20 protein-coding genes are annotated in these 23,520 nt (G+C 67.4%); 8 read left to right on the plus strand and 12 right to left on the minus strand.

Annotation, left to right across the window (positions count from 1 at the left end; all coding sequences use genetic code 11):
- Positions 1–118: 118 nt before the first annotated feature.
- Both AC1D2F_RS12765 and AC1D2F_RS12770 read right to left on the minus strand, forming a co-directional pair.
- On the minus strand, positions 119–901 hold the full coding sequence (locus AC1D2F_RS12765; RefSeq protein WP_476966864.1) for an ABC transporter permease: 783 nt from the start codon (positions 899–901) through the stop codon (positions 119–121).
- The gene (locus tag AC1D2F_RS12770; protein ID WP_476966865.1) at positions 901–1,692 is read right to left on the minus strand and encodes an ABC transporter ATP-binding protein; all 792 of its coding nucleotides are present in this window, start codon (positions 1,690–1,692) and stop codon (positions 901–903) included. The genes AC1D2F_RS12765 and AC1D2F_RS12770 overlap by 1 nt, the downstream gene beginning before the upstream one ends.
- A 388-nt stretch (positions 1,693–2,080) precedes the next feature.
- Here AC1D2F_RS12770 and AC1D2F_RS12775 point away from each other — a divergent pair, with 388 nt between their 5' ends.
- Entirely contained in the window at positions 2,081–2,776 is a 696-nt protein-coding gene (locus AC1D2F_RS12775) for a queuosine precursor transporter (RefSeq protein ID WP_229993655.1), read from the plus strand.
- Positions 2,777–3,015: 239 nt separating this feature from the next.
- Here AC1D2F_RS12775 and AC1D2F_RS12780 read toward each other — a convergent pair whose 3' ends face one another.
- Together AC1D2F_RS12780 and AC1D2F_RS12785 are read right to left on the minus strand one after the other, a co-directional pair.
- Entirely contained in the window at positions 3,016–3,957 is a 942-nt protein-coding gene (locus tag AC1D2F_RS12780; protein WP_476966866.1) for a type IV toxin-antitoxin system AbiEi family antitoxin domain-containing protein, read from the minus strand.
- 234 nt (positions 3,958–4,191) lie between these two features.
- Entirely contained in the window at positions 4,192–5,205 is a 1,014-nt protein-coding gene (locus tag AC1D2F_RS12785; protein ID WP_476966867.1) for a LacI family DNA-binding transcriptional regulator, read from the minus strand.
- 154 nt (positions 5,206–5,359) lie between these two features.
- On the opposite strand from AC1D2F_RS12785, the gene AC1D2F_RS12790 reads away from it, so the two are divergent.
- Together AC1D2F_RS12790 and AC1D2F_RS12795 are read left to right on the plus strand one after the other, a co-directional pair.
- Positions 5,360–6,538, plus strand: a complete 1,179-nt coding sequence (locus tag AC1D2F_RS12790; protein ID WP_476966868.1) for a Gfo/Idh/MocA family protein — start codon at positions 5,360–5,362, stop codon at positions 6,536–6,538.
- Complete coding sequence (locus AC1D2F_RS12795; protein ID WP_229993651.1) at positions 6,535–7,554, plus strand: sugar phosphate isomerase/epimerase family protein; 1,020 nt, start codon at positions 6,535–6,537, stop codon at positions 7,552–7,554. Before AC1D2F_RS12790 ends, AC1D2F_RS12795 begins: the two co-directional genes overlap by 4 nt.
- 147 nt (positions 7,555–7,701) lie before the next feature.
- Here the strand turns inward: AC1D2F_RS12795 and tgt are convergent, their stop codons facing one another.
- From tgt to AC1D2F_RS12835, 8 genes are all read right to left on the minus strand, one after another.
- Positions 7,702–9,000 carry a tRNA guanosine(34) transglycosylase Tgt gene (gene tgt, locus AC1D2F_RS12800; protein ID WP_476966869.1) on the minus strand — a complete coding sequence of 433 codons (1,299 nt, stop codon included), beginning with the start codon at positions 8,998–9,000 and terminating at the stop codon, positions 7,702–7,704.
- A gap of 33 nt (positions 9,001–9,033) precedes the next feature.
- Positions 9,034–9,759, minus strand: a complete 726-nt coding sequence (locus AC1D2F_RS12805; protein WP_229996195.1) for an SRPBCC family protein — start codon at positions 9,757–9,759, stop codon at positions 9,034–9,036.
- 127 nt (positions 9,760–9,886) lie between these two features.
- The gene (locus tag AC1D2F_RS12810; RefSeq protein WP_476966870.1) at positions 9,887–10,948 is read right to left on the minus strand and encodes a DUF6707 family protein; all 1,062 of its coding nucleotides are present in this window, start codon (positions 10,946–10,948) and stop codon (positions 9,887–9,889) included.
- Positions 10,949–11,068: 120 nt separating this feature from the next.
- Entirely contained in the window at positions 11,069–11,608 is a 540-nt protein-coding gene (locus AC1D2F_RS12815; RefSeq protein ID WP_229994615.1) for an NUDIX hydrolase family protein, read from the minus strand.
- Positions 11,609–11,652: 44 nt separating this feature from the next.
- The gene (locus AC1D2F_RS12820) at positions 11,653–12,387 is read right to left on the minus strand and encodes an RraA family protein (protein ID WP_476966871.1); all 735 of its coding nucleotides are present in this window, start codon (positions 12,385–12,387) and stop codon (positions 11,653–11,655) included.
- Positions 12,384–12,830: a RidA family protein gene (locus AC1D2F_RS12825; protein WP_476966872.1), complete on the minus strand. Its 447-nt coding sequence runs from the start codon at positions 12,828–12,830 to the stop codon at positions 12,384–12,386. The genes AC1D2F_RS12820 and AC1D2F_RS12825 overlap by 4 nt, the downstream gene beginning before the upstream one ends.
- Complete coding sequence (locus AC1D2F_RS12830) at positions 12,827–14,209, minus strand: MFS transporter (protein WP_229994618.1); 1,383 nt, start codon at positions 14,207–14,209, stop codon at positions 12,827–12,829. The genes AC1D2F_RS12825 and AC1D2F_RS12830 overlap by 4 nt, the downstream gene beginning before the upstream one ends.
- Before the next feature lie 187 nt (positions 14,210–14,396).
- A complete protein-coding gene (locus AC1D2F_RS12835) occupies positions 14,397–15,587 on the minus strand; it encodes an RsbRD N-terminal domain-containing protein (RefSeq protein WP_476966873.1) in 1,191 nt (396 codons plus the stop codon).
- 162 nt (positions 15,588–15,749) lie between these two features.
- Between AC1D2F_RS12835 and AC1D2F_RS12840 the strand changes: the two genes are divergently transcribed.
- The 5 genes from AC1D2F_RS12840 to AC1D2F_RS12860 are packed head-to-tail and all read left to right on the plus strand — an operon-like array spanning position 15,750 to position 23,195.
- Positions 15,750–17,087 carry an MFS transporter gene (locus AC1D2F_RS12840; RefSeq protein ID WP_476966874.1) on the plus strand — a complete coding sequence of 446 codons (1,338 nt, stop codon included), beginning with the start codon at positions 15,750–15,752 and terminating at the stop codon, positions 17,085–17,087.
- Positions 17,084–18,709, plus strand: a complete 1,626-nt coding sequence (locus AC1D2F_RS12845) for a thiamine pyrophosphate-dependent enzyme (RefSeq protein ID WP_364748377.1) — start codon at positions 17,084–17,086, stop codon at positions 18,707–18,709. Before AC1D2F_RS12840 ends, AC1D2F_RS12845 begins: the two co-directional genes overlap by 4 nt.
- 12 nt (positions 18,710–18,721) lie before the next feature.
- On the plus strand, positions 18,722–20,149 hold the full coding sequence (locus AC1D2F_RS12850) for a gamma-aminobutyraldehyde dehydrogenase (protein WP_364748375.1): 1,428 nt from the start codon (positions 18,722–18,724) through the stop codon (positions 20,147–20,149).
- A 22-nt stretch (positions 20,150–20,171) separates the two neighbouring features.
- Complete coding sequence (locus tag AC1D2F_RS12855) at positions 20,172–21,923, plus strand: amidohydrolase (protein ID WP_476966875.1); 1,752 nt, start codon at positions 20,172–20,174, stop codon at positions 21,921–21,923.
- A 9-nt stretch (positions 21,924–21,932) separates the two neighbouring features.
- Positions 21,933–23,195: a M20 family metallo-hydrolase gene (locus AC1D2F_RS12860; RefSeq protein ID WP_364748372.1), complete on the plus strand. Its 1,263-nt coding sequence runs from the start codon at positions 21,933–21,935 to the stop codon at positions 23,193–23,195.
- Positions 23,196–23,520 lie beyond the last annotated feature (325 nt).

Genomic DNA, 23,520 nt, shown 5'->3' on the forward strand with positions numbered 1-23,520 from the left:
AACGACGGCGGGCCGCCGGCTACGGAACGTGCGTTCCGGGAGCCGCGGGCACGCCGTCGTCGTTGATGCTGGCGCCGGTAGGGTGTCGGCTCTGGGCGGCGACCGCCCGGCCCCGGGCTTACTGGGCGTTGTCCGCAAACCGCAGTTGCAGGACTGTGGCGGCGATGCCAGCTACAAACGTCGCCGCGAGCACCACATAGCTGCCCGCCGGGAGCGAGCCGACGGAGTCGGCCACCAAGCCGATCAGCAGCGGGACGATCGAGTAGGGGAACCACTCCGCCCAGCCGGTCTTGCCGAACAGGTTGCCCAGGGCCAGCATGACGAGGGAGAAGGCGATGGGGGCCACTTCGCCGCGGCTCCAGACGGCAATCCAGGCGATCACCGGCGCCAGCAGGAACGAGATCCCCGCAGCCAGAAGCACGTTTGCGATTCCGGCCCCGGCCAGCCGCGCCGAGAACCCCGGCAATCCCATCGCCAGTCCGATCCCCATCGCCTCGACGAGGACAATGATTACGAGCGCCATCCACCACACCGCCGCGACCGCCAGCTTCGCGACGGCGAACCAGTGACGGGCCACGGGCAGCGCGAGCATGTTCTTGGCAGTGGCATCACGGTATTCCCGGCCGAACAGGTAGGCGACGATGAATGCGAGCAGCAGCATCCCACCGACACCGAAGACCAGCGTGAGCATGTAGAAGTATTCGGGCCACGTCGCCTCTAGCCCGGCGAGGCTCGCTTTGGTCCCCAGAAGCCCAAGCTGGGCAGCCCGCCCCGGTTCGCGCACGATCCACATGAACAGCGCGATGCCGAGGGGCATCAGCGCCAGCACCGCCAGCGTGGCCCACGTCGCTTTGGCGCGGCGAAGCTTCATGAACTCGGTGGAGAGCACCCGTCCGAACATCAGACAACGCCACTCTTCGGGCCATCGCCCGTGCGCGCGAGGAAGTAGCGCTCCAGATCCAGTGTGAGCAGGGCCTGCTCGCGCTCTTCCGGGGTGTAGGCGCCTGCCGCGAAGGCGCGTGCCTTCGCGGCGAGTTCCTCGCGCGACGACTCCTCGATGAGGCGGCCCTCGTGGACGATGCCGATCCGGTCTGCCAGGTGAGCGACCTCGGCGAGGATGTGGCTCGACATGAAGACGGTGATGCCGCGTTCGTCGGCGAGCGAACGGAACAGCACGCGGATCTCGACGATACCGGCCGGATCGAGCCCGTTAGCCGGCTCGTCGAGCACGAGCAGCTCGGGGGAGTGCAGCAGCGCGCGGGCCAGGGCGAGGCGCTGCTTGTTGCCGAGCGAGAGCTGCCCGGCGCTCCGGTCGGCGTACGGATCGAGGCGCAACAGCGCGATCGAATCGGCAACGGATCGCGCCGGCGAGCCGGTGAGGCGGCACTGGATGTCGAGGTTCTCGCGCACTGTGAGGTTGGGGTAGGCGGTCGCGGTCTCGACGAGGAAGCCGACGCGCGAGAACACGCTCGTCTCGCCAGGCCTGACGCGCCGGCCGAGTACGCTCACCTCCCCGCTGGTCGTTCGGATCAGGCCGAGCAACATGCGGATCGTCGTCGTTTTACCCGCCCCGTTCCTGCCGAGGAACCCGTAGATTTCGCCGCGGCGGACGTCGAGGTTGAGCGAGTCGACGGCGGTGACGTCGCGGTAGCGCTTGACGAGGGCGCGCGTGGAAAGTGCGGTGTCAGGCATGGGTCTTGTCCATGGCCCCATCCTGCCACCACGCCCGGAGCGTTCACAGGGTGAGGGCGAGCCGCATGGGCGGCGTGGGTGCCGCCGACGAAGCGTGGGCCCGGCGGCATGGGCCCGGCGGCGTCGGCCCGTCGTCTTCGAAATCGCCGGAAGCGCTCCGGATCGCCGTATATTTCCGGCGACCTCGGGCGTTTCCGGCGAACTCGCGGCTACTGGTCGGGCCTACACCGCCGTCCAGACCGCCGTGCCCGCACCGCCGGGTGCGACAATGGAGGCGGTTCCGTCGGCTCGCGTCACCGGGGCCGTCCAGTGCTAATACAGCCGGCCGTCCAGCGTGTTCCCCTTGCGGGCACGGGCCGCCGAGCGAACCACTACGAATGGAATGCCCATGACTTCCGCCAAGACTTTCCCGGCCTCAGCTCCGCCGAGGTTCGCCTCGATCGGCTCCCCGTATTTCGGCATCATCCTGGCCGTCATGGCCGTTGTGCTGATCCTGTCCAACATCGGGGCGTCCAAGGGCGTGGCGATCGGCCCCGTCATCACAGACGGCGGATTCTTCCTCTTCCCGCTGGCCTACATCCTGGGCGACGTCATCAGCGAGGTCTATGGCTTCAAAGTGGCGCGCAAGGCTATCGTCACCAGCTTTGCGCTGTCCGTCTTTGCGTCCCTCTGCTATTGGGTCATCATCGCCCTTCCGGGGTTCGGCGACGAGTACGGTGCCTCCAAACAGGCAGCCTTGGAGGGCGCTTTGGGGCCGGTCCCGCAGATTGTGCTGGCATCGCTGCTGGCCTTCCTCGCAGGCCAGACGATCAACTCGTGGATCCTCGTGAAGATGAAGGCGCGGACCGGAGAAAGGTCCTTGTGGGCGCGCATCATGGGCTCCTCCGTGGCCGGCGAATTCGTGGACACACTGATCTTCTGTAGCATCGCCGCGTCCGTGATCGGCATTACCGACGCCGGGATGTTCGTGAACTACGTCCTCGTGGGCTTCCTCTACAAGACCCTCGTGGAGTTCGCCTTCGTGCCGCTGACCTCGCTCGCCATCGGCTGGGTCAAGAGGCGCGAACCGAGCTACGGGGCGTAGGCAGCCGCCGACCTCTGCCCACTCCGCGCCCTGCCGCAGCCCACCCAATCCGCCGCCGGCCGCGCAGTTCGCCGCCCGTCGGAGCCCACTCCGCGCCCCGCCGCCACCCAAGGGACCCGAGAGGCAGAACGGGCTCGGCCGACGCCCACTCCGCGCCCCGCCGCCACGCACTTCGCCGGAAACCCGCGGGGTCGCCGTAAGATTCCGGCGACGTTGCGGGCTTCCGGCGAATTCGACGCTCAAGGGTGCGGGCGTCTAGCCAGCGCACGAAGCAGACGGCTCTTGAATTCCTGCTCGCGGAAGAGGTCCTTCCACTCAACCCGGACGAACCGCCAGCCCTCTTCAGTCAGGGCCTTCTCCCGGCGCCGTTCCTCGAAGATCACCTCGGCTGTGGGACTGTAATCGAAGTACTTGATTTTGCCGTCGAACTCGAGGGCGACCTTCTCCTCTTTCCACGCAAAGTCCAGGCGATGGCGCCCGGCGCGGCTTGAGACCTCCAGTTGCGGCTCAGGAGGCCTGATCCGGCACCGCAGGATCAGCTCGCGCGCCAGGGTTTCGCCGGGAGATTCGGACCGCGGATCGGCCGAGGCGAGGACCCGCCGGAACGTCCGGATTCCCCGGCGGCCGTCCAGATCATTTGCCATGGTCTGCAGGGCGGCCGGGTCCGCGCCCAGGCGAAGCGCGTGGTCAGTGAGGATCAACGCCTGCCTGTAGCCCAGCAGCATGGCGCAGTCGGCCGTTGTGCGCTCCAGGGAAGTCGTCCGAAGGCCGTTCACTACGGCGACGTCGTGTTCCGCGAAGGGGCGCGTGTGGCAACGGACGTCCCTGCCGTGGCGCTCGTTCGAGGGGCGCACTTTCTGGAGGACATGGATCGCGTCATCCACGTCCCACAGGTAGAGGCGGCGGAGGCGTGCGGCGGAAGTGTGGCTGTAGAGGAAGGCGCCCGTCGACGTCGTGCGCGTCCCGTGGGCATGCGCGTAGATGAGCTGCCGGCTCCTGACGGCGGGGGACTGGGCCCGCCACAGGCTGGCGCGGATGTAGCAGCCGTGCCGGAGCCGGACGAGGCCCCCCGAATCCAGAAGCGAACGGATGGCGCGCGAGCCGTAGCCGAGGTCCAGGAGTTGTTCGGTGCGCCAGAGGTTGCCTGTCGGAGGCAGCTCCAGGAGGGATATCTGCGTCATGCCACAAGCTTGCGCTGCCATCCAATCGGGCGGGAGGCCTCGCCGTCGTTATGTGGAAAACGCGAGGCCGCACCCCAGATTTGTTGCGACGGCGCTTTTTGGGACGCCGCCCCCAGTTCGCCGGAACGCGGCGGAGGCGCCGCAAGTTTACGGCGAGTTCGGTGGTTTCCCGCGATTTCGACGGCGGGAGGCTGGCGGGCGCCTCCCACGAGTTCGACGGAGGTGGGGGAGGGCTCAGCCGGAAACGCGGGCCGTCGTGCCGCGGACGATGAGGGCCGGCTCGATCAGCTTGCGCCGGGGTTCGAGAGTTGGGTCCTGGATCCGTGCCAGCAGGGTGTTGGCGACATGGGACCCCACAACGTCGCTGCGATTGTCCACGGAGGTCAGGTCCAGGTACCGAGACTTGGCCAGTTGGGAGTTGTCGTAGCCAATCACGGACAGGTCCGCCGGGACGGACAGGCCGCGGGCCTTGGCCGCGGCCAGGGCACCCAGGGCCATGGTGTCATTGGCCGCGAACAGGGCGGTCGTGTCGGGGTGGTGGTCGAGCAGCCAGCAGGCGGCGGCGTAGCCATCCTCCTCCGAGGTCCCCTGGGATTCACCGGCGATCCGGACCTCGACGCCGGCCTCCACGATGCCGCTGCGGAAACCGTCCCGCCGGTGGGCAGCGGCACCTCCGGAGCCCGAAAGGTGTCCGATCCGGGTGTGGCCGAGCCCCAGCAGGTGCTCCGCCGCCATGCGGCCGCCGCCGTCGTCGTCGTTCGTAATGAGGTCTGCTCCCGCGGGAACGCCGTTTCGCCAGCCGGCGACGACTGCCGGAACCCAGGTCCCGGCCATCATGGACTCGCTTGGCTCGGCGGCGATGACAAGGCCCTCCACGTGCATGGACAGCAGGCCGTCCGTGGCCTCCGTGATGCGGTTCTCGCCCGGGCGGGAATCCGCGAGGGTGACCTGGTAGCCGTGGGGTGAAAGGGCGGATTCCATGCCGCGCAGGAGGTCCACGAACCAGAGGTTCCGGAAGTCGTCAATGACCAGCCCGATGCTCTTCGTCTGGCTGCTGGCGAGCGTGGTCGCCGCCCGGCTGGGCCGGTAACCGAGCTCCGACATGGCCGCCCGGACGGCCTCCCGGCGCTTCTCGCTGACCTTCGACGGGTTTTGCAGCACGAGCGAGACCAGCGACGGGGAGACGCCGGCGCTCTTGGCGACATCGTAGATCGTCGGGCGGCGGGTTCGGGGGGTGTTCAACGACATCTGCAGAGCCTTTCACGTCTCATCCGAGGATAACCGGTCAACCATTGACAGGACATATGTACATAGCTACGCTTTTGTTCAGCGCCCGTTTTTGTAGCGCTCCAATTTTCTAGGGTCGGGCCGGCGGCCTGGCCGAATTTCAAAGGAGAAATCGATGGCTGACAGTTTGGGAGTTGCCGTAATCGGCGCCGGAATGGCAGGAAAAGCGCACGCGGCTGCGTACCGGACGGCGTCCGCGCTCTACAGCCCCGTTCTTCCTCTTATCCGGCTGGTCTCCATCGGCGACGTCAACGCCGAGTTCGGTTCCCTCGCCGCGAAGCGTTTTGGCTACGAACGCAATGACACCTCGTGGCAGGCGATCGCCGAGGCCGATGACATCGACGTCGTGAGCGTCGTGATCGCGAACTCCCTCCACCGCGAAGTCGTGGAGGGCCTGCTGGCCGCCGGGAAGCACGTGCTGTGCGAAAAGCCGCTGAGCGACTCCATCGACGACGCCCGCGCCATGGCCGAGGCTGCCCGCAACGCCAGCTCGATCGCCCGCATCGGGTTCACCTTCCGCCGCACGCCGGGCATCGCGTACATCCGCGACCTCATCCGTAGCGGCGTCCTGGGCAACGTCCTGCACTTCAGCGGCCGCTACTGGACCGACTACGGGTTCAGCCCGTCGGCGCCCATGAGCTGGCGCTACAAGGGCGGCCCGGGCTCCGGTGCGCTGGCCGACGTCGGCAGCCACCTGACGTACGTTGCCGAGTTCCTCTGCGGCGACATCAAGTCCATCAGCGGCGGACGCCTCAGTACCGTGATCGACAAGCGCCCGCTGCCGCTTGGCGCCGTCATGGGCCACGACCACGCCGCGGTCAGCGACACCTTCGAGCCGGTCGAAAACGACGACTACGCGGTGTTCTCCGCCGAATTCGAGAACGGCGCCGGCGGCTTCGAGGTCTCCCGTGTCGCGGCCGGCCACGCCAACAGCCTCATCTTCGAGGTCTTTTGCGAGAACGGCGCCGCCCGGTTCGATCAGCGCCGCCCCGCGGAAATCGAACTGTTCCTCAACGACGGCCCGGCCAACGAGAACGGCTACCGCCAGGTCATCCTCGGACCCGGACACCCGTACATCGCCGGCGGCCTGGCCATGGACGCGCCCAGTGTCGGGTTCGGCCAGAACGACGCCTTCGCCTACCAGTCCCGGGCCTTCCTCGAGGAGGTCGCCGGCCTCAGCCAGGCGGACTCCCTGCCCCGCTGCGCCACGTTCGACGAGGGCGTGCGCAACATGGAACTGCTCGGCGCTGTCACTGAATCCGCCCTCAACAACGGAAAGAAAATCACGCTATGAAACTCGGTGTCTACAACGCAATCCTGCACGACCGGCCGCTGCCCGAGGCCCTGAAGGTCATCGCCGGCCTGGGACTGACCGGCATCGAAATCAACACGGGTGGATTCCTGCCGGCCGTCCACGTCCCCACCATGGACCAGATCCTTGAGAGCGACGCGGCCCGCGACGACTACCTCGCGATTTTCGAGGGAACCGGCGTCTCGATCGCCGGCCTGAACTGCAACGGCAACCCGCTGCACCCCAAGCGTGAAATCGGCGAGAAGCATGCCGAGGACATCCGCCGCTCCATCCGGCTGGCGCAGCGGCTGGGACAGGACCGCGTGGTGACCATGTCCGGCCTGCCCGGCGGCGAACCCGGAGCCACCACGGTCAACTGGGTCGTGAACGCCTGGAACTCGGCGGCCCTGGACGTGCTCGACTATCAGTGGGGCATCGCGGCCGACTTCTGGAAGGAAACCGACCGCCTCGCAGCCGATCACGGCGTGAAGGTTGCCCTCGAGCTGCACCCGCAGAACATCGTGTTCAATACTGCCGATGTCCACAAGCTCATCGAGCTGACCGGCGCGACCCACGTGGGGGTCGAGCTGGACGCCTCGCACCTGTTCTGGCAGCAGATGGATCCGGTGGCGGTGGTCCGCGAGCTCGGTCCGCTTGTCTTCCAGGCGGCGGCGAAGGACGTCCGCGTGAACACGGGGAACGCCGCGCTCTACGGTGTCCTCGACAACAGCTTCCGCCGGCTTTCCCCGGAGGAAAGCCGCACCAACCTCGGCGGCGACGAGTGGGCCAACGAGTGGCCCAAGGACTCCGCCTGGGACTTCGTGGCCCTGGGCCGCGGGCACGACACCGCCTACTGGACCGAGTTCCTGCGCGCGCTGTACGAGGTGGACCCCAACATGCTGGTCAACATCGAACATGAGGACGTCTCCCTGGGCCGGATCGAGGGCCTCCAGGTGGCGGCCAAGGTCCTGCGGGATGCTGACGCGGCGCTTTCGGCGTCGCTGCACCTGACGAGCTGAGGGCCTGACGGCCTGGCGGACGACTTCTACGCCGAGTCGCCGGAACGCAGCGGGGTCGCCGGAAACTTCCGGCGATCTGGCACGGTTCCGGCGACTTCGACGGCGGGGCGGGACGAGGCGGTTCGACGGCGGGGCGGCGGGAAGCCTCTAGGAGTAATACCGGCCCAGCGTCTCGGCCTTGAACTCGAAGAAGTTGCCGGCCTCGATGGCGAGCCGGGCGTCGTCCACCATCTTCACCACGAAGCGCTCGTTGTGGATCGAGATCAGGGTGGCCGAGACCATCTCCTTGGCCTTAAACAGGTGGTGGATGTAGGCCCGCGAGTAGTTCAGGCAGGCGTAGCAGTCGCAGCCTTCCTGCAGCGGGCCGAAGTCGCGCTTGTACTTGGCGCCGGAGAGGTTGTACCGGCCGGTGGGGTGGTAGAACGCCGAGTTGCGGGCCACCCGGGTGGGGGAGACGCAGTCGAAGGTGTCCGCGCCGTTCTCAATGGCGGTGAAGATGTCGTCCGGTTCGGAAATGCCCAGCAGGTGCCGCGGCTTGTTCTCCGGCAGTTCCTCGTTGCACCAGCGCACGATCGTGCCGAGGTTCTCTTTCTCCAGCGCCCCGCCGATGCCGAAGCCGTCGAAGTTCATGGCGCCGAGGTCGCGGCAGGCCTTGCGGCGCAGGTCCTCGTACTGGGCACCCTGGATCACCCCAAACAGCGCCTGGTAGGGCTTGCCGGCGCGCTCGTTCGTGAGCCGGAAGTGCTCGGTGATGCACCGTTCGGCCCAGCGCCGGGTGCGTTCCAGCGACTCCTCCTGGTAGCCGCGCGAGTTCTGCAGCGTGGTGAGCTCGTCGAAGGCGAACATGATGTCCGCGCCGATCTGGTGCTGGACATTCATGGAGATCTCGGGGCTGAAGCGGTGCCGGTCGCCGTTGAGGTGGCTCTTGAACCACACGCCTTCCTCGTCCACGTGGGCCAGGCGTTCCTTGCCGGGGGCGACGGCGTCGTCCGGCCCTGAATTGTCCACCGACTTCATGTCGATGACCTTCTTGAACCCAGAGCCCAGGCTCATCACCTGGAAACCGCCGGAGTCCGTGAACGTGGGCCCGCGCCAGTTCATGAACGCGCCGAGGCCCCCGGCCTCGTCCAGGATGTCCGCGCCCGGCTGCAGGTACAGGTGGTAGGCGTTGGCCAGCACGGCCTGTGCGCCGAGCTCGGCAATGGATTCCGGCAGCACGGATTTGACCGTGGCTTTGGTGCCGACGGCGATGAACGCCGGGGTCTGGATCTCCCCGTGCGGGGTGGCGATGGTGCCGGTCCGGCCCAGGAACTCACCGCCGTTGGCGGCAATCTGCCCGGCCGACGGCGGGCACGCCTCGCTCAGGCGTTTGCCCACGCGGAAGGAGAACTCGGACTGCCGGGCAGGCGCGGGGGGCACAGAAGCGAAGTCAGGATTGGCTGGCACGGTTCAAGTGTGCCAGCTAACGCTTCCCTTGCCTTAGTGGACGGGATCCGATGTGGGGTAGTTCTCAGCCCGCCACTTGTCCCAGTAATTACGGACCGCCTCCAGTTGGTGGGCCCCGAGGTCGTAGGTGGACACGATCGCGAGGGATCCGCCGTCGGGCCGGACGTCCTCGATGGCGGGCTGGTCCGCCACGATCAGCAGGCCGTCCCCGTGCTCGGCGTAGTGGTGGACCGTCAGGCCAACCTGATGGTTGCTGCGGAACCACACCTTGCCGGAGAGCTCCTCGCCTGTGGGCAGGGTGAGCGAATACGGGTCCCCGGGCGCCGGGACGTCGCTGAGCCCGAGTTTTTCTATCGCGGACCCGCCAGAGCCGGGCACGGAGAAGAAAAAGGTCCGGCGCTTGCCGTGCGGGTGCCGTTCCAGGGCGAAGCGCAACTGGTGGAGGAAGGTCAGCCAGCCCTGGGTGATGTCCTCGTCCCAGGCCGCCCACTCGGAATTGTGGTCGATCGCAGCCCGGGTGACGCTGACTTCCGTGCCCGTCGGGACAGGTTTCAACGTGAAGACGTCCCCGCCGTCGACCACCAAGGAGGTGTGGTCTGCGCCTTCGACCACATTGGGGCCGAAGTAGATTTCGTTGATTTCGGCCTCTTGGTCATCGGCCACCCAGCCGTGCCATTGGGCGATTTTGGCGGGTTCGCGCAGCATGGTCCAAACTTGCTGCGCGTCAGAATTAATCACAACGCTCAGATTGTTCGTCATGGGGTGAATCTACAACTCCCGGCACCCATCGGGTAGGGCCGAACGCTAAGCCCTATCGGCTAAGCCCTATCGGGCAGGCCCCAACGCCAGGCCCCAGCGGGGCAGGCCCAGCAGGACCACACAGGCCTCAGGCGCGGACTGATTCGAGCTCGTTGCCGATCCGGCGTTCCAGCTCAACGGTGCCAACCGTTTCGGAGCCGCCGTGCGCGCGCAGGAACAGGAGCGCCTCGAGCCGCAGCAGGCGCCATTCGCGTTCCGCGTCCGGGTTCGCGTTGTCGATCGAGCGGAAGATTTCCTTGTCGTACAGGTTCGGCTCGTTGAGCGAGCGCTGGCGTACCTTGGCGTTGATCCTGGCCTTGAACGGGTCCGTTTCCATGGCCTCCGGCGCGCGGAGGAATTTCTCGTAGATCCCGGCGCGCTGGTCCTGCCCCAGCTGGCGGCAGATGTAGCTGGAGAGCGCCAGGGACGACTCCACGGAGGCCCAGCGGTCGGGGTTGCCGTCGAACGGCAGGACGTTGAGCAGGTCCGCGACCGCCAGGGCGTTGTCGGCGTCCTTGAGGGTGACGAAGAGCTCGTGCGCGAGGTCGCTGAGGTCCTTCAGGCAGCTCCCGGACTTGGTGTTGATGCCCTTGGCGAGCCGTTCACTAAGTAGGAGCACGCCGACGGCGCCCGGATGGGCCTCGGCCGCGGCCTCCACGACAGACTCCGGCGTGCCCTCGAGGGCCGGGATCAGCGCCAGCTCCGCGTCGCTGGGACCGCTCACCGCGGGCGGGGCAACGGGCTGGGGAGGAACGACGACGGCGGCCGCCGTGTTGTCGGACTCCGTTGCGTCCCGCACTTCCTCTTCTGGTTCGGGGGAAGGGCCGGACGCCGGAAGTTCGGGGGCGCCGGCGTCGGGGGCTCCGTCGGAGGGGGCGACGGCGCCGAACGCGCCGCCGTCGGAAGAGGCCGGGGGGCCGGGCTCAGCGTCGTCAGTGACCCGGATCATTGATCCCGCCGCGATCCGCAGCACACCGCCGCCGCTGAGCGTCGCCAAAACCATGGCGGGAGTACCAAAATCGTCGGCTTCAACATCCACGCGATGGATCTCGGCGGAGCGGTTTCCGTCGGGCAGGATCAGGTGGTCGCCGGCCCGCAGAGATCCAGCCTGCTGTTCACTGTAGTTCCGGGAGGCTGGGGGGTGGGTCATCGGGAGTCCTTAAAGTTCTCTTGCGGTCCGCCCAACAGTCTACAAAATCCGGTGCGTGAAGTCGGGGACGCAGGGGCCGCCCCGAGCGTCCCCGGACGGCGCGGGACCGAAGGAAGCCGGCTAGTTGCCGACTCCCGCGAAGGCCAGCGCCTGCCGGATCAGGGCCCCCCGGCCGCCGCTGAATTCCAGCTGCACGTCCGTGCTCATGACCTCCTGCGGGGTCATCCAGGTCAGCTCGAGGGCGTCCTGGCGCGGGGAGCATTCGCCGGTGACGGGAATGACGTACGCCAGGGCAACGGCGTGCTGGCGGTCGTCCGTGAAGCCGGTGTGGGACGGAGACGGGAAGTACTCGGCCACCGTGAACGGCACCGGGCTGACCGGCAGCTGCGGGAAGGCAAGCGGGCCCAGGTCCTTCTCCATATGGCGGAGCAGCGCGGCGCGGATGGTCTCGCGGTAGAGAACGCGGCCGGACACCAGGGAACGGACCATGGTGCCGTCCTCGTCGGCCTGCAGCAGCGTGCCGACCTCGTTCACGAACCCGAGAGGGTCCAGCCGGACCGGAACGGCCTCGACATAGACCATCGGCAGCTTGCCCCGCGCTTCGGACAAGTCGTCGTCGGAGAGCCAGCCGGGATTCGGGTCAGGGGTGCGCACATTCATGGTTAAGTTCTACCCCATCCCTGACCCGAACCCCGCGCCGTCCCTCAGAACGCCAGCACCGATTCCAGCGGCTCGCCGGATGCGATCCGTGCCAGCAGCGCCGGTTCGGCGGCGTCAGAGGCCAGTGCCTGGCCCAGCACCTCGGCCGCCGCCTCCGGGGACAGGACGATCACGCCGTTGTCGTCCCCGAGCACCCAGTCGCCCGGATTAACCTGGATGCCGCCGCACTGCACCGGGACATTCACCGCGGAGCCGCCGCTGCGGACCCTTTTGGTGGTCAGGCACGAGGTCCCGCGGGCGAAGACCGGCAGGCCGGTGGCCCGGAGCTCCAGGATGTCGGTGGCCACGCCGTCGACGACGACGCCGGCGGCGCCTCGCGCGGTGGCCGCTGCCGCGGTGACTGCGCCCACCGGCGCGTGCCGGTGGTCACCGGACATGTCCACCACCAGCACCGCGCCGGGGTGCAGCTCCAGCAGGGCACGGTTCATGGCGTAGGCGTCATTCTCAGCGATGCGCACCGTGACCGCCGGGCCCGCCACCTTGACGCCGTCGAGCAGCGAACGGATGGCCGGATCCACGAATCCGTCCTCCAGGAAGTGCCCGATCGTGGGGTAGCTGACGGCGGCGAGCCCCTCGTTAAGCCCCGCGCTCACCGCGCTCACCGCGCTCACCGCGCTCACCGCGCTCACCGCGCTCACCGCGCTCACCGCGCTCACCGCGCTCACCGCGCTCACCGCGCTCACCGCGCTCACCGCGCTCACCGCGCTCACCGCGCTCATGGGGCTTCCGGCGCCGTCGTGCCGGCAACCACGGCCACGCAGTCGATTTCCAGCGCGACGCCCCACAGGCTCACGCAGACAGTGGTCCGCGCAGGCTTGGCCGTGCCAAAGAACTCCGAGTAGACCCGGTTGTAGGCATCGAGCCGGTCGGGATCCGTGAGATAGCCGTTCACCTTGACCACGTGGTCCAGGCCGGACCCCGCCGTCTCTAGCACGGACCGGAGGTTGATGATGGTCTGGCGCACCTGGTCCTCGAAGGTGTCCGGCTGGTCATCCAGCCCGCTGATCGCGGGGATCTGGCCGGCGGTGAACACAAACCCATTGGCGACGACTGCCTGGGAGAAGGGGCCGACGGCGGCTGCGCCACCCGGGATCTGCGCGATCCGGCGGACAGTCCCGTTTACGGGAGGAACAGCGGGGAGCACGGCGTGCGGCGTTGTCATTTGGCAGCCACCGCTTCGGCGGACGGGTCCGTGCTTGCGTCGGTGAACGCGTCAGTGGGGGCGGAGTCGACGGCGTCGATGTTGCCGTGCCGGGTTTCGGTCAGGACAAACAAGGCACCGAGCGAGACGAGGGCGGCGGCCATGATGTACCACGCAATGGAGGAGCTCTGGTGGGTCATACCCAGCAGCCACGTGGTGATGAACGGTGTTGCGGCGCTGCCGAGGAGCCCGGAGAGCATGTAGGCCACGGACAGTCCCGAGTAGCGGACTTTTGAACCGAAGAGCTCGGCGAGGAATGTGGCGATCGGGCCGTAGTTCGCGGCGAAGGCCGTCATCATGGCGAGGTAGGCGATGAAGAGCAGCGGCACGGACTTGGTGTCCATGAGCCAGAACATCGGGAACGCCAGGGCTGCCTCGGCGGCCACTCCGGCGTAGATGATCGGCTTGCGGCCGTGCTTGTCAGAGAGCCGGCCGAAGAAAGGGATCAGGACAAAGCACAAGGCGCAGGCGGCCAGCACGACCCACAGCATCAGGGCCTCCGAGTGGCCCAGTTCCTTCTTGCCGTAGGAGACGCCCGAGGCCACGAGCAGAGTGAAGGTGCTGCCGGTGGACAAGGTGGCAACGCCGCCGAGGATGACCTGCTTCCAGTACTTGGCCATGAGGGCCGCGAAGGGCAGCTTGGCCTTGGCGCCGGCATCCTTGACCGCCTGGAATGACGGGGTTTCCTCGATGTGCAGGCGGATGTAGATGCCCACGGCCACGAGCAGCGCGGAGGCCAGGAACGGGATGCGCCAGCCCCAGGCAAGGAGCTCTTCGGTGCTGACCGTCGAGGCGACAATGAGGAACGCGACGTTGGCGATCAGGGTCCCGGCGGGCACGCCCACCTGGACCAACGAGCCGTAGAACCCGCGCTTGGACGCGGGAGCGTGTTCCACCGTCATCAGGACGGCGCCGCCCCATTCGCCGCCCAGGGCCAGGCCCTGGATGACGCGCAGGAAGAGCAGCAGCAGAGGCGCCATGATGCCGATGCTGTTGTAGTCCGGCAGCAGGCCGATGGCGAACGTGGCGGCGCCCATGGTCAGCAGTGAAATCAGGAGCATGGACTTCCGGCCCAGGCGGTCCCCGAAGTGGCCGAAGATGATGGCGCCCACCATGCGTGCAATGTAGGCGGAGGCGAAGGTGCCGAACGCGAGCATGGTGCCCACGATGGGGTCGAAGCTGGGGAAGAAGATCTTGTTGAACACCAGCGCGGACGCTGTGCCGAATACAAAGAGGTCGTACCACTCGACGGTGGTGCCAATGACGCTGGCTAGGGCGATTTTGCGCATTTTTGCGAGGTCCAGCCGTGCCGTAGCAGCGGCGGCAGTGGTATTTACCATGTGAGCCATCAGTTCTCCAGATGGGGTGCGGGGACGATTGTCCGGTGCAGATAGTCACCAACTATCCTGTGTCAGCCATCACAGTTCAATGGCAAAAAATCCACCAGAAATCCACCAAAATTGTGTGTTCACACAACCCGGAGGCAAGGTTCAGGCAGGCCGCCCTACGCCAGCACCCCAGCCGCACTCAGGCCCACGCAACCACCAGCCTGGCCGCTTGGGAGGGTACTGCGAGGTCGATCCCGGTCAGGTCCTGGAAGCGGTGAAGCCGGTTGAGGATGGTGTTCCGGTGGCAAAAAAGGGCCTGTGCCGTGATGGTGATATTGCCGGTGGACAGGAAGTGGCGCACCGTTTCCTCCAGGCGTTCGCGCTCCCCGCCGCGGCATGGCGAGAGTGCCGAGTCCAGGTCCGCCCACAGATCCAGGCCGGCGTCCTGGAGCTGCTGCTTCGCGAGCCTGGCCCAGGCGCCGGCGGCAGTCAGGGGGCCCTTGTCCGAAGGTTGGAGGAGCAGTGCCAGACGCTCGGCAGTCCGTGCCGCTGCCGGGAGGGCGCGCAGGCCGGCAAAGCCTTCCACATAGCCGCAGGGGATCCCGGCGATGCCGGCCGGGAGATAGGCGGGGCCTTCCTGTTGCGCCCGTCCACTGGCGGGACGGCCGAGGGCCCAGAAAACATAGGCGCTGCCGCCGAATTCGTGCACAAAGAGCTTCTGCGAGGACTGCGGGCCCTGAGCTGCGATGGCGCGCAGTTTCGAGGCTGCCTCCCCGCTGGCGGCAACTATGGAGAACCTGGCGTCAGGATCGGTAACGAGGGCTGCGGCCGCCTGGCTGATCGTGTCTGCGGAAAGTTCAGACTTGCTGAAAAGCCGGGCGATGAACTCGCGGCGGATATTTGATTCTTCCTGTGCCATGCGCACCCGTTCCGCCGAGTAGCTCGAGTGCGTATGGGTGGCGAATTCATCCACGACGCGCCACACCCTGTCCACCCTGGATGTCAGCAGCATGGCGTCTTCGGGATCAGAGATCTGCAGCAGGTCATCCCACAGGATGCTGAAATCCAGCCGGACGGCTGAAATCAGGGCCTCGGGAGAGATCCCTGCCCTTGCTCTCTTGGCGCCCAGCTCGGAGGAGAACTGCATCAGCGAGTCGCGGTCGCCGTTGCGGCCCGCCTGCTGCAACTCCTTGTCCCGCAGCCCGTCCACGAGACGGCGGAACGTCTCGCGGGCAGTTTTGCGAAGTTCCGGGAGGTCAACCCTGTTGCCGGCATATTCGGGGATCTCCTGGACCCGGGCCATGAAGAGGTCCACGAGTTCGTCGAGCCGCCCGTGCAGCCGCTCCACCAGTTCTCCCCAGCGCGCGGCGTTGTCCTGAAAGTTGTGCATTTACACATTCTAGGACCGAAATCCCGTGACGCATTGCTAGTTATTTTGGATGAACCTACTGGAAGAATGGAGTCAGACCCAAGGGTGAGCCACATCACGGGGCAGGCGGCGAAAGATGTCGTCCGTCCGAGGTATCCGGTCCCTAGCAATTTGGAGTATTTCATGGCAAGCAACAACAGCACGRCAGTGACGGGGGTGGAGCGCCCGGACCTACGGATCGTGGATGAGAGTGTCACCCGCAAGGTGGCCCTGGCAGCCCTGGTGGGCACAGCCCTCGAGTGGTACGACTTCTTCCTTTTCACTACGGCCGCGGCGCTGGTGTTCAACGCCCAGTACTTCGTGTCCGAGGACCCCTTCGTCTCGGCGATGAGCTCTTTCGCCACCCTGGCTGTCGGCTTCGTGGCCCGCCCGATCGGCGGGTTCATCTTCGGCTCCTTGGGGGACAAGGTAGGCCGGAAGAAAATCCTGATGGTCACCATCGTGGGCATCGGCGTCGTGACCGGCCTGATCGGCCTGCTGCCGAACTACATGACGATCGGCATTGCGGCCCCTATTATCCTGGTGGCCCTGCGGATCATCCAGGGACTCGCGGTGGGCGGCGAGTGGAGCGGCGCGGTGATCATCGCCGTCGAAAACGCGCCCGTGGCAAAGCGGGCCCGCTATGCTGCGCTGCCCCAGATCGGTTCGCCGATCGGCACCATTCTGTCCTCCGGCGGGTTCTTCGGCATGCTCTACCTCGTGGGCCAAACGAACTTTGACGCGTGGGGCTGGCGAATCCCGTTCATTGCCGCGATCCCGCTGCTGGCCATCTCGATGTGGATCCGCAGCAGGCTCAGTGAATCCCCCGAGTTCGAGGCCCTTATGGAGTCGGGTGAGACCGAGCACGCGCCTATCCGCGGCGTCCTGACCAACAGCTGGCGCCAGATCCTGGTCGGCATGTGCTCCGCTTTGCTGGGCATCGGCGGTTTTTACCTCATCACCAGCTTTGTGGTCTTCTACGGCACCAAGATCCTCAAGATGCCCTACGAAACCCTGCTCTTGGGCTCCCTCCTCGCGGCAACGCTGGAGATCTTTGTCCTCATCTGGGCTGGCCGAATGGGCGAGAAGTTCGGCGCCAGCCGCGTCATTCTGTGGGGCGGCGTGGTCTCCGCGGTTGTGGCCGTTCCGGTCTTCCTGGCTATCGACACCGCGAACCCGGTGCTGGTCATCGGCGCCATGATCATCGGCGTCGCCACCCTGTCCGTCCCTTACGCGGTGTCCGGCACTGCGCTGACCGCCCTCTTTGCCACGAAGGTCCGCTACACGGGCGTAGCCATCACCTCCAACAGCGCCGGCGTTATTTCCGGCTTTATCCCACTTATCGCCACAGCCCTCGTGGCTGCCAGTGGCAATTCATTCTGGCCCGGGGCCATCATCCTGCTGGTTGTGTCGGTTCTGACCGCACTCTCGGGGATTGTCCTGCCGGCCCTCAGCATCGAAGAAAAAGGTATGAAGCATTGAGCACCTCAACCACAGCAGGGCACCTGATTGTTGCCCAGCTCGAACGCGCCGGCATCCAACGCGTCTACGGAGTCCCCGGGGAGAGCTTCCTGGATGTGCTGGACGGCCTCCACGGATCCTCCATTGAAACCGTGGTGACCCGCCACGAAGGCGGCGCCGGGTTCATGGCCCTCGCCGAAGGCCGGCTCACGGAGCTTCCGGGCGTGGCCATGGTGACCCGTGGTCCCGGTGCCGCCAACGCCTTCATCGCCATCCACACCGCGCACCAGGACGCCACCCCGATGATCCTGTTCGTCGGCCTCATCCCGGTGGCGGACCGCGGGCGGGAGTCGTTCCAGGAATTCGACATCAACGCCTGGTTCGGCAGCACCGCCAAGAAGGTCGTGACGCTCGACGACGCCGCGTCCGCCGCCCGCGTGGTGGACGACGCCATCTTCACGGCCCTCAGCGGCCGGCCGGGTCCCGTGGTGATCGGCCTCCCCGAAGACGTGCTGGTCCACGCCATCGAATCCGGCACCGTGGAACCGCGCATCGTCTCCCGCCCGGCACCTGCGGCCCCGGCCCTGGCCGAACTCGAAACCCGGCTGGCCGCGTCCAAGAAGCCCCTCATCGTGGTGGGCGGCGAAGGCTGGAACCAGGCGTCCTCCGACGCGCTGGCCGGCTGGGCCTCCCGCCACGGCATCCCCGTGCTCGCGGATTTCCGCGCCTACGACGCCGTCCCGCACAGCAGCGACTCCTACGCCGGCTACCTCGGCTACGCCCGCAGCGACGCCAACGCCCGCCGCCTCGATGAGGCCGATCTGCTGGTCTTCGTCGGCTGCGTCCGCGCTGACGTGCTCTCCGACGGCTACAAACGCGGACTGGATGCCGTCACGGTCGTCGTCCACCCCGGCGCCGATCTGCTGGGCCACTTCGGCCGGCTGGACCAACACATTCCGGCCCACGTCGCGTCCTTCGCCAACGCACTTGCCGGCACGGAATCCGCGGTGGAACCCGCGGCCGGCTGGCTGGCCGGGGCCCGTGCGGACTACGAGAAGTTCTCCACCGCGCAGCCGGACGGCGGCACCGGTGTTGACCTCGCCGTCGTGATGGAAATCCTCAAGCAGGAAATGGACGACGACGCCGTCATCACCTACGGCGCCGGGAACCACTCGTTGTGGCCGGCCCGCTATCTGAAGCACAATACGGCGAACTCGCTCGCCGCGCCCCGCAACGGTGCCATGGGCATGGGAATCCCGGCGGCGGTGGCTGCCTCCCTGGCCTACCCGGGACGGCAGGTGATCTCCGTGGCCGGCGACGGCTGCTTCATGATGAATGGCCAGGAAATGGCCACGGCCATGGGCCACGGCGGGAAGTTCATCGCCCTCGTGGTGGACAACGGCATCTTTGCCACGATCCGTGAGCACCAGGAAGGCCACTACCCGGGCCGGCCCTCGGGCACGCACATGACCAACCCGGACTTCGCCGCGCTGGCCCGGTCCTACGGCGGCTACGGAGAACGCGTGGAGAGGGCAGAGGACTTCGGCGCCGCCTTCCGCCGCGCCGTCGAATCCGGGCTGCCGGCAGTCCTGCACCTGCCGCAGGACCCCACCACCCGCTCACCCAAGACCGCCAGCAACTGACCGGAGCCCGTCATGATCACCCTGCACAACATCATCAACGGTGAGATCGCCCCAGAGGCTGCGGCGGACGGTTCAGCTGCCGCCACTCTGCCGTTCTTCGACCCCGCCACCGGAGTCCAGCTCGGCACCGCGCCGGACAGCGACGACGCCACGGTGGACCGCGCTTTCCAGGCCGCCCACACCGCTTTCCAGAGCTACAAGCGGACCACCCCGGCCGAACGCCAGGCCATGATGCTCAAACTCGCTGACCTCATCGAGGCCAACGTCGACAGGCTCCTCGACGCTGAAGTGGCCTGCACCGGCAAGCCCCGTCAGGTCACCCGCGAGATCGAGATCCTCCGCGGCGCCGACCAGCTGCGCTTCTTTGCCGGCGCCTGCCGCGTGGTGTCCGGGACCGCGCAGACCGAATACGTCCGCGGCTTTTCCTCCACCGTCCGGCGGGAACCCCTCGGCGTGGTCGCCCAGATCACCCCGTGGAACTACCCGTTCATGATGGCCATCTGGAAGATCGGACCGGCGCTCGCCGCCGGCAACACCCTGGTCCTGAAACCGGCGGACACCACACCCTGGTCCACCCTGGTCCTGGGCGAGCTGGCGCAGGAGGCTTACCCGGCCGGCGTCGTGAACGTCATCTGCGGCGGCCGGGGGACCGGTGCCGCCATGGTGGACCACGAGATCCCGGAAATGGTGTCCATCACCGGCTCCACCCGGGCCGGGGCACAGGTGATGTCCGCGGCGTCGAAGACCCTCAAGGACGTCCACCTCGAACTCGGCGGCAAGGCACCCGCGATCGTCTTCGCGGACACCGACATTGACCTGGCGGCCAAGGAGATCGCGCTCGGTGCGTTCTTCAACGCCGGGCAGGACTGCACCGCCGTGACCCGTGTGCTCGTGGAGGAATCCATCCACCAGGAGTTCGGCTCCGCGCTCGCCGCGGCGGCCGCGGCGCTGCAGGTCGGCGGCGACGCCGCGGACCTGGGTCCGCTGAACAGCGCCGCGCAGCTGGACCGGGTGGAGGGCTTCATGTCCCGGCTTCCCGCGAACGCCAGGGTCCTGGCCGGGGGCAAGCGGACGGGCGCCGGCTTCCACTTCGAGCCCACCGTGATCGATGGAGTGTTCCAGGCCGACGAGGTGGTCTGCGAGGAAATCTTCGGACCCGTGGTCACCATCCAGCCCTTCCGGGACGAGTCCGAGGCCGTGGAGCTCGCCAACGGCACGAAGTACGCGCTGGCCTCCAGCGTCTGGTCGAACAACCACGGCGTCGTCACCCGGGTATCCAACGAACTGGACTTCGGCGCCGTGTGGATCAACTGCCACCAGGTGATTCCGGCCGAGGCCCCGCACGGCGGGTTCAAGCACTCCGGCACCGGCAAGGACCTCTCCGTCTTTGGCCTGGAGGATTACACCCGCATCAAGTCAGTCACCACGTCCCACCGCTAAAAGAACCACGCTAGGTAATCCCATGAAACTCGACCTGCTGCTGCGCAACGCGGACATCCTCACCATGGATAACCGCCGCCCGCAGGCCACCTCGCTGGGGGTCTGGCAGGGCCGGATTGTAGGCCTCGACGGTGACCTGGACTCGATGGAGGCCGCCGAGGTCCTGGACCTCGGCGGCGCCACCGTGACTCCCGGCTTCATCGACGCCCACTGCCACACCACCTGGTTCGGGCTGGGCCTGGGCGAGCTGGACGTCTCCGCCGCGCGCGGACTGCACCAGCTCTACGCCCTGCTGGAGGCCGGTATGGCGGCAGACAGCGCCGCAGGGCCCGGGGCAGAGCACGGGTCCAGCCCGGCGTCGGGCTGGCTGCTGGCCACCGGCTTCAGCCAGCAGCAGCACGGCGGCGAGTTCCCGGACATCGCCGTCCTGGACCGGATCACGGGAAACCGGCCCCTGTTGATGCGGCACAACTCCGGCCACATGGCCGTAGTCAACACCGCCGCGCTCCGGCTGGCCGGCGCCGAACCGGCGTCGTTTCCGGACCCCGACGGCGGCGTGATTGTCCGCGACGGCGCCGGCCGTCCCACGGGGCTGGTTCAGGAAACCGCGCAGCAGCTGATCCAGCAGCTGATCCTGCCGTACTCGTCCGAGGCGATCGAAGCCGCACTGGACCGGGCCACCAGCCACTACGCCGCGGAGGGCATCACGAGCTTCACCGAGGCCGGGATCGGCGGCGGCTGGATCGGCCACAGCCCCGTGGAGCTGGCCGCCTACCAGCGGGCGGCGGCCGGAGGCAGACTCCACGCGCGGGCACAGCTGATGCCGGTCCTTGATGTGCTCCACCCGCTCGGCGGACAGGACCCGCAGGACCCGGCACCTGCCGGTCTGGACCTGGGCATCGCCAGCGGATTCGGCGGCGACTTCCTGTCCCTGGGCCCGGCGAAGGTGTTCCTGGACGGTTCGCTGCTCGGCGAAACGGCCGCGGTCAGCCAGGACTACTGCAGCCACGGCGGGACGGACAACACCGGCAACACCGGCTACTTCCAGGCGGAACCGGAGGCGCTCCGGGCAAAGATCGAGGCCGCCTACGCGGCGGGCTGGTCGATCGCGGCGCACGCGATCGGCGACAGCGCCGTTGACCTCGCGATCGAGATCATCACCGGCTGCGCCGCGAAATACGGCCCCCGGACCGTGCCCAACAGGATCGAACACGCCTCGATGACGCGGCCGGAACAGCTTCCACGGCTTGCCGCAGCCGACATCGCCGTCACCCCGCAGGCCAGCTTCTTTTTCGACGGCGGGGACGGTATGACGCTGTCCCTCGGGCCGGAACGGCTCGGCTGGGCCTACCGGGCCGCGTCGTTCCTTGCCACGGGGGTGACTCTCGCCGGCAGCTCCGACCGCCCCGTGGCGGACGGCAACGTGCTCCGCGGCATGCAGGCCTTCGTGGACCGGCGCACCGCCTCGGGCGCCGTTTTCGGGAACCCGGACGAGCGGCTGAGCCCGCTCCAGGCCCTGGCGGCGTATACCACCGGAGCCGCAGCAGCCACAGGCACGTCCGGCATCAAAGGCTCACTGACCACCGGGAAGCTGGCCGACTTCACCGTCCTGTCCGGGTCCCCGCTCACCGCGGGCAGCATCGCCGAACTCCAGGTGCTGGCCACCGCCGTCGGGGGGACGTTTACGTTCCGGACGCCCGGCCTCTCGTCCCCGGTTGCGGTCGATTCGGCCGCAACCGGTCCATTCTTCAACCCAGCTACCAACCGTTCATAGGGGAACACCGTGACTACTCACACCATTTTCAGCACCCGCGACGCCGCGTTCGTGCGGGACTTCCACATCATGAGCGAATTCGGCGCGACCGAGAACGGCGGCGTGGACCGGCAGGCGGCCAGCGTGCCGGACGGCCAGCAGCGGCAGTGGCTCACGGGCCTGCTGGAGGCCAAGGGCTTCACCGTCCGGTTCGACCGGGCCGGCAACCAGTGGGGTCTGTACGAGGCCGTGCCGGGTGCGCCGTTCGTGGTGGTGGGCTCCCACATGGACTCCCAGCCGACGGCGGGACGCTACGACGGCGCGTACGGCGTCCTTGCCGCAGCCCACGCGGCGTTTCGGCTCGTGGAGCAGTGGGCCGCGGCCGGGGCCGCCGGGCAGCCCCGGTTCAACATCGCGGTGGTCAACTGGTTTAACGAGGAGGGCTCCCGCTTCAAGCCGTCCATGATGGGCTCCTCCGTCTACACCGGAAAGCTCGACCTCGAGACCGCGCTGGCCACCACGGACACGGCCGGAGTCTCGGTCCGCGAGGCGCTGGACGCGATCGGCTGCCGGGGCAGCTACGAGGGCCCCGAAGCCGCCTACTGCGCCGAGATCCACATTGAGCAGGGCCGGAGCATGGAGCGCGAAGGCATCACCATCGGCCTGGTGAACTCCAACTGGGCGGCCAACAAATACGAGTTCGTGGTCCATGGCGAGCAGGCCCACACGGGCTCCACTGTGATTGCCGACCGGAAGGACGCGCTGCTGGGTGCCTCCATGATGGTGGTCGCCGCCCGGGAACTTGCCGACACCTTCCCCGGCGTGCTGCACACGTCCGTGGGGCAGCTGAACGTCTACCCCAACTCGCCCGTCGTGGTGCCGTCGCGGGTGAGCCTGCTGCTGGACCTGCGCAGCGCCGATGAAGCTGTCCTGGCCGAGGCGGACGCCTTGCTGGACGAGCGGATCGCCGGGATCGAGAGGCTGGCGAACGTCACGGTGGAGCGCAACCACGCCCACACCTGGCCCGTGACCCCCTACCAGCCAGAGGGCGTTGAACTCGCGGCCAAAGTGGCGGCCGACCTGGGTCTGGCGAACAAGCAGGTCATGACCCTGGCCGGGCATGATTCGACCAACATGAAGGACCTGGTCCCGACGGTGATGCTGTTCGTGCCCAGCGTGGACGGGATCTCACACAACGAGCACGAATACACCACGGACGAGGACATCGTGGCTGGCCTGACGACGCTCACAGAGGTAGTGAACCGGCTCTGCAACGGGGCGCTGGAGGACTGACCGCGGGCCCGGCTGTACCTCCGAAGGAATCTCAATGATGTTGTCAATGGATTCCTGAGGCCTATGGCTAGGGGCCGAGGCACTTGGCGGTCGTCGTTCCGGGATATGGTCTGCGGGTTTTGCTGTTGCTCATGGACTGTTCCTTTCACGTGGGCGGGGCGGCACCTGTACCGGTGTCCCTTCTCCCCCACCAGCAGGGCGACTAAGAGAACGGCTCCCAGCGCCCGCGGCGGTTGGTACACACGATTTCGAAGAGCGCCCACTGACGGTCTAGCTCAGTCCCAGGCACCGTCCGGCGGTCTGCTCACGGGTCGGATTTGCGAGT

This window comes from Arthrobacter sp. P1_B3, assembly GCF_056406615.1.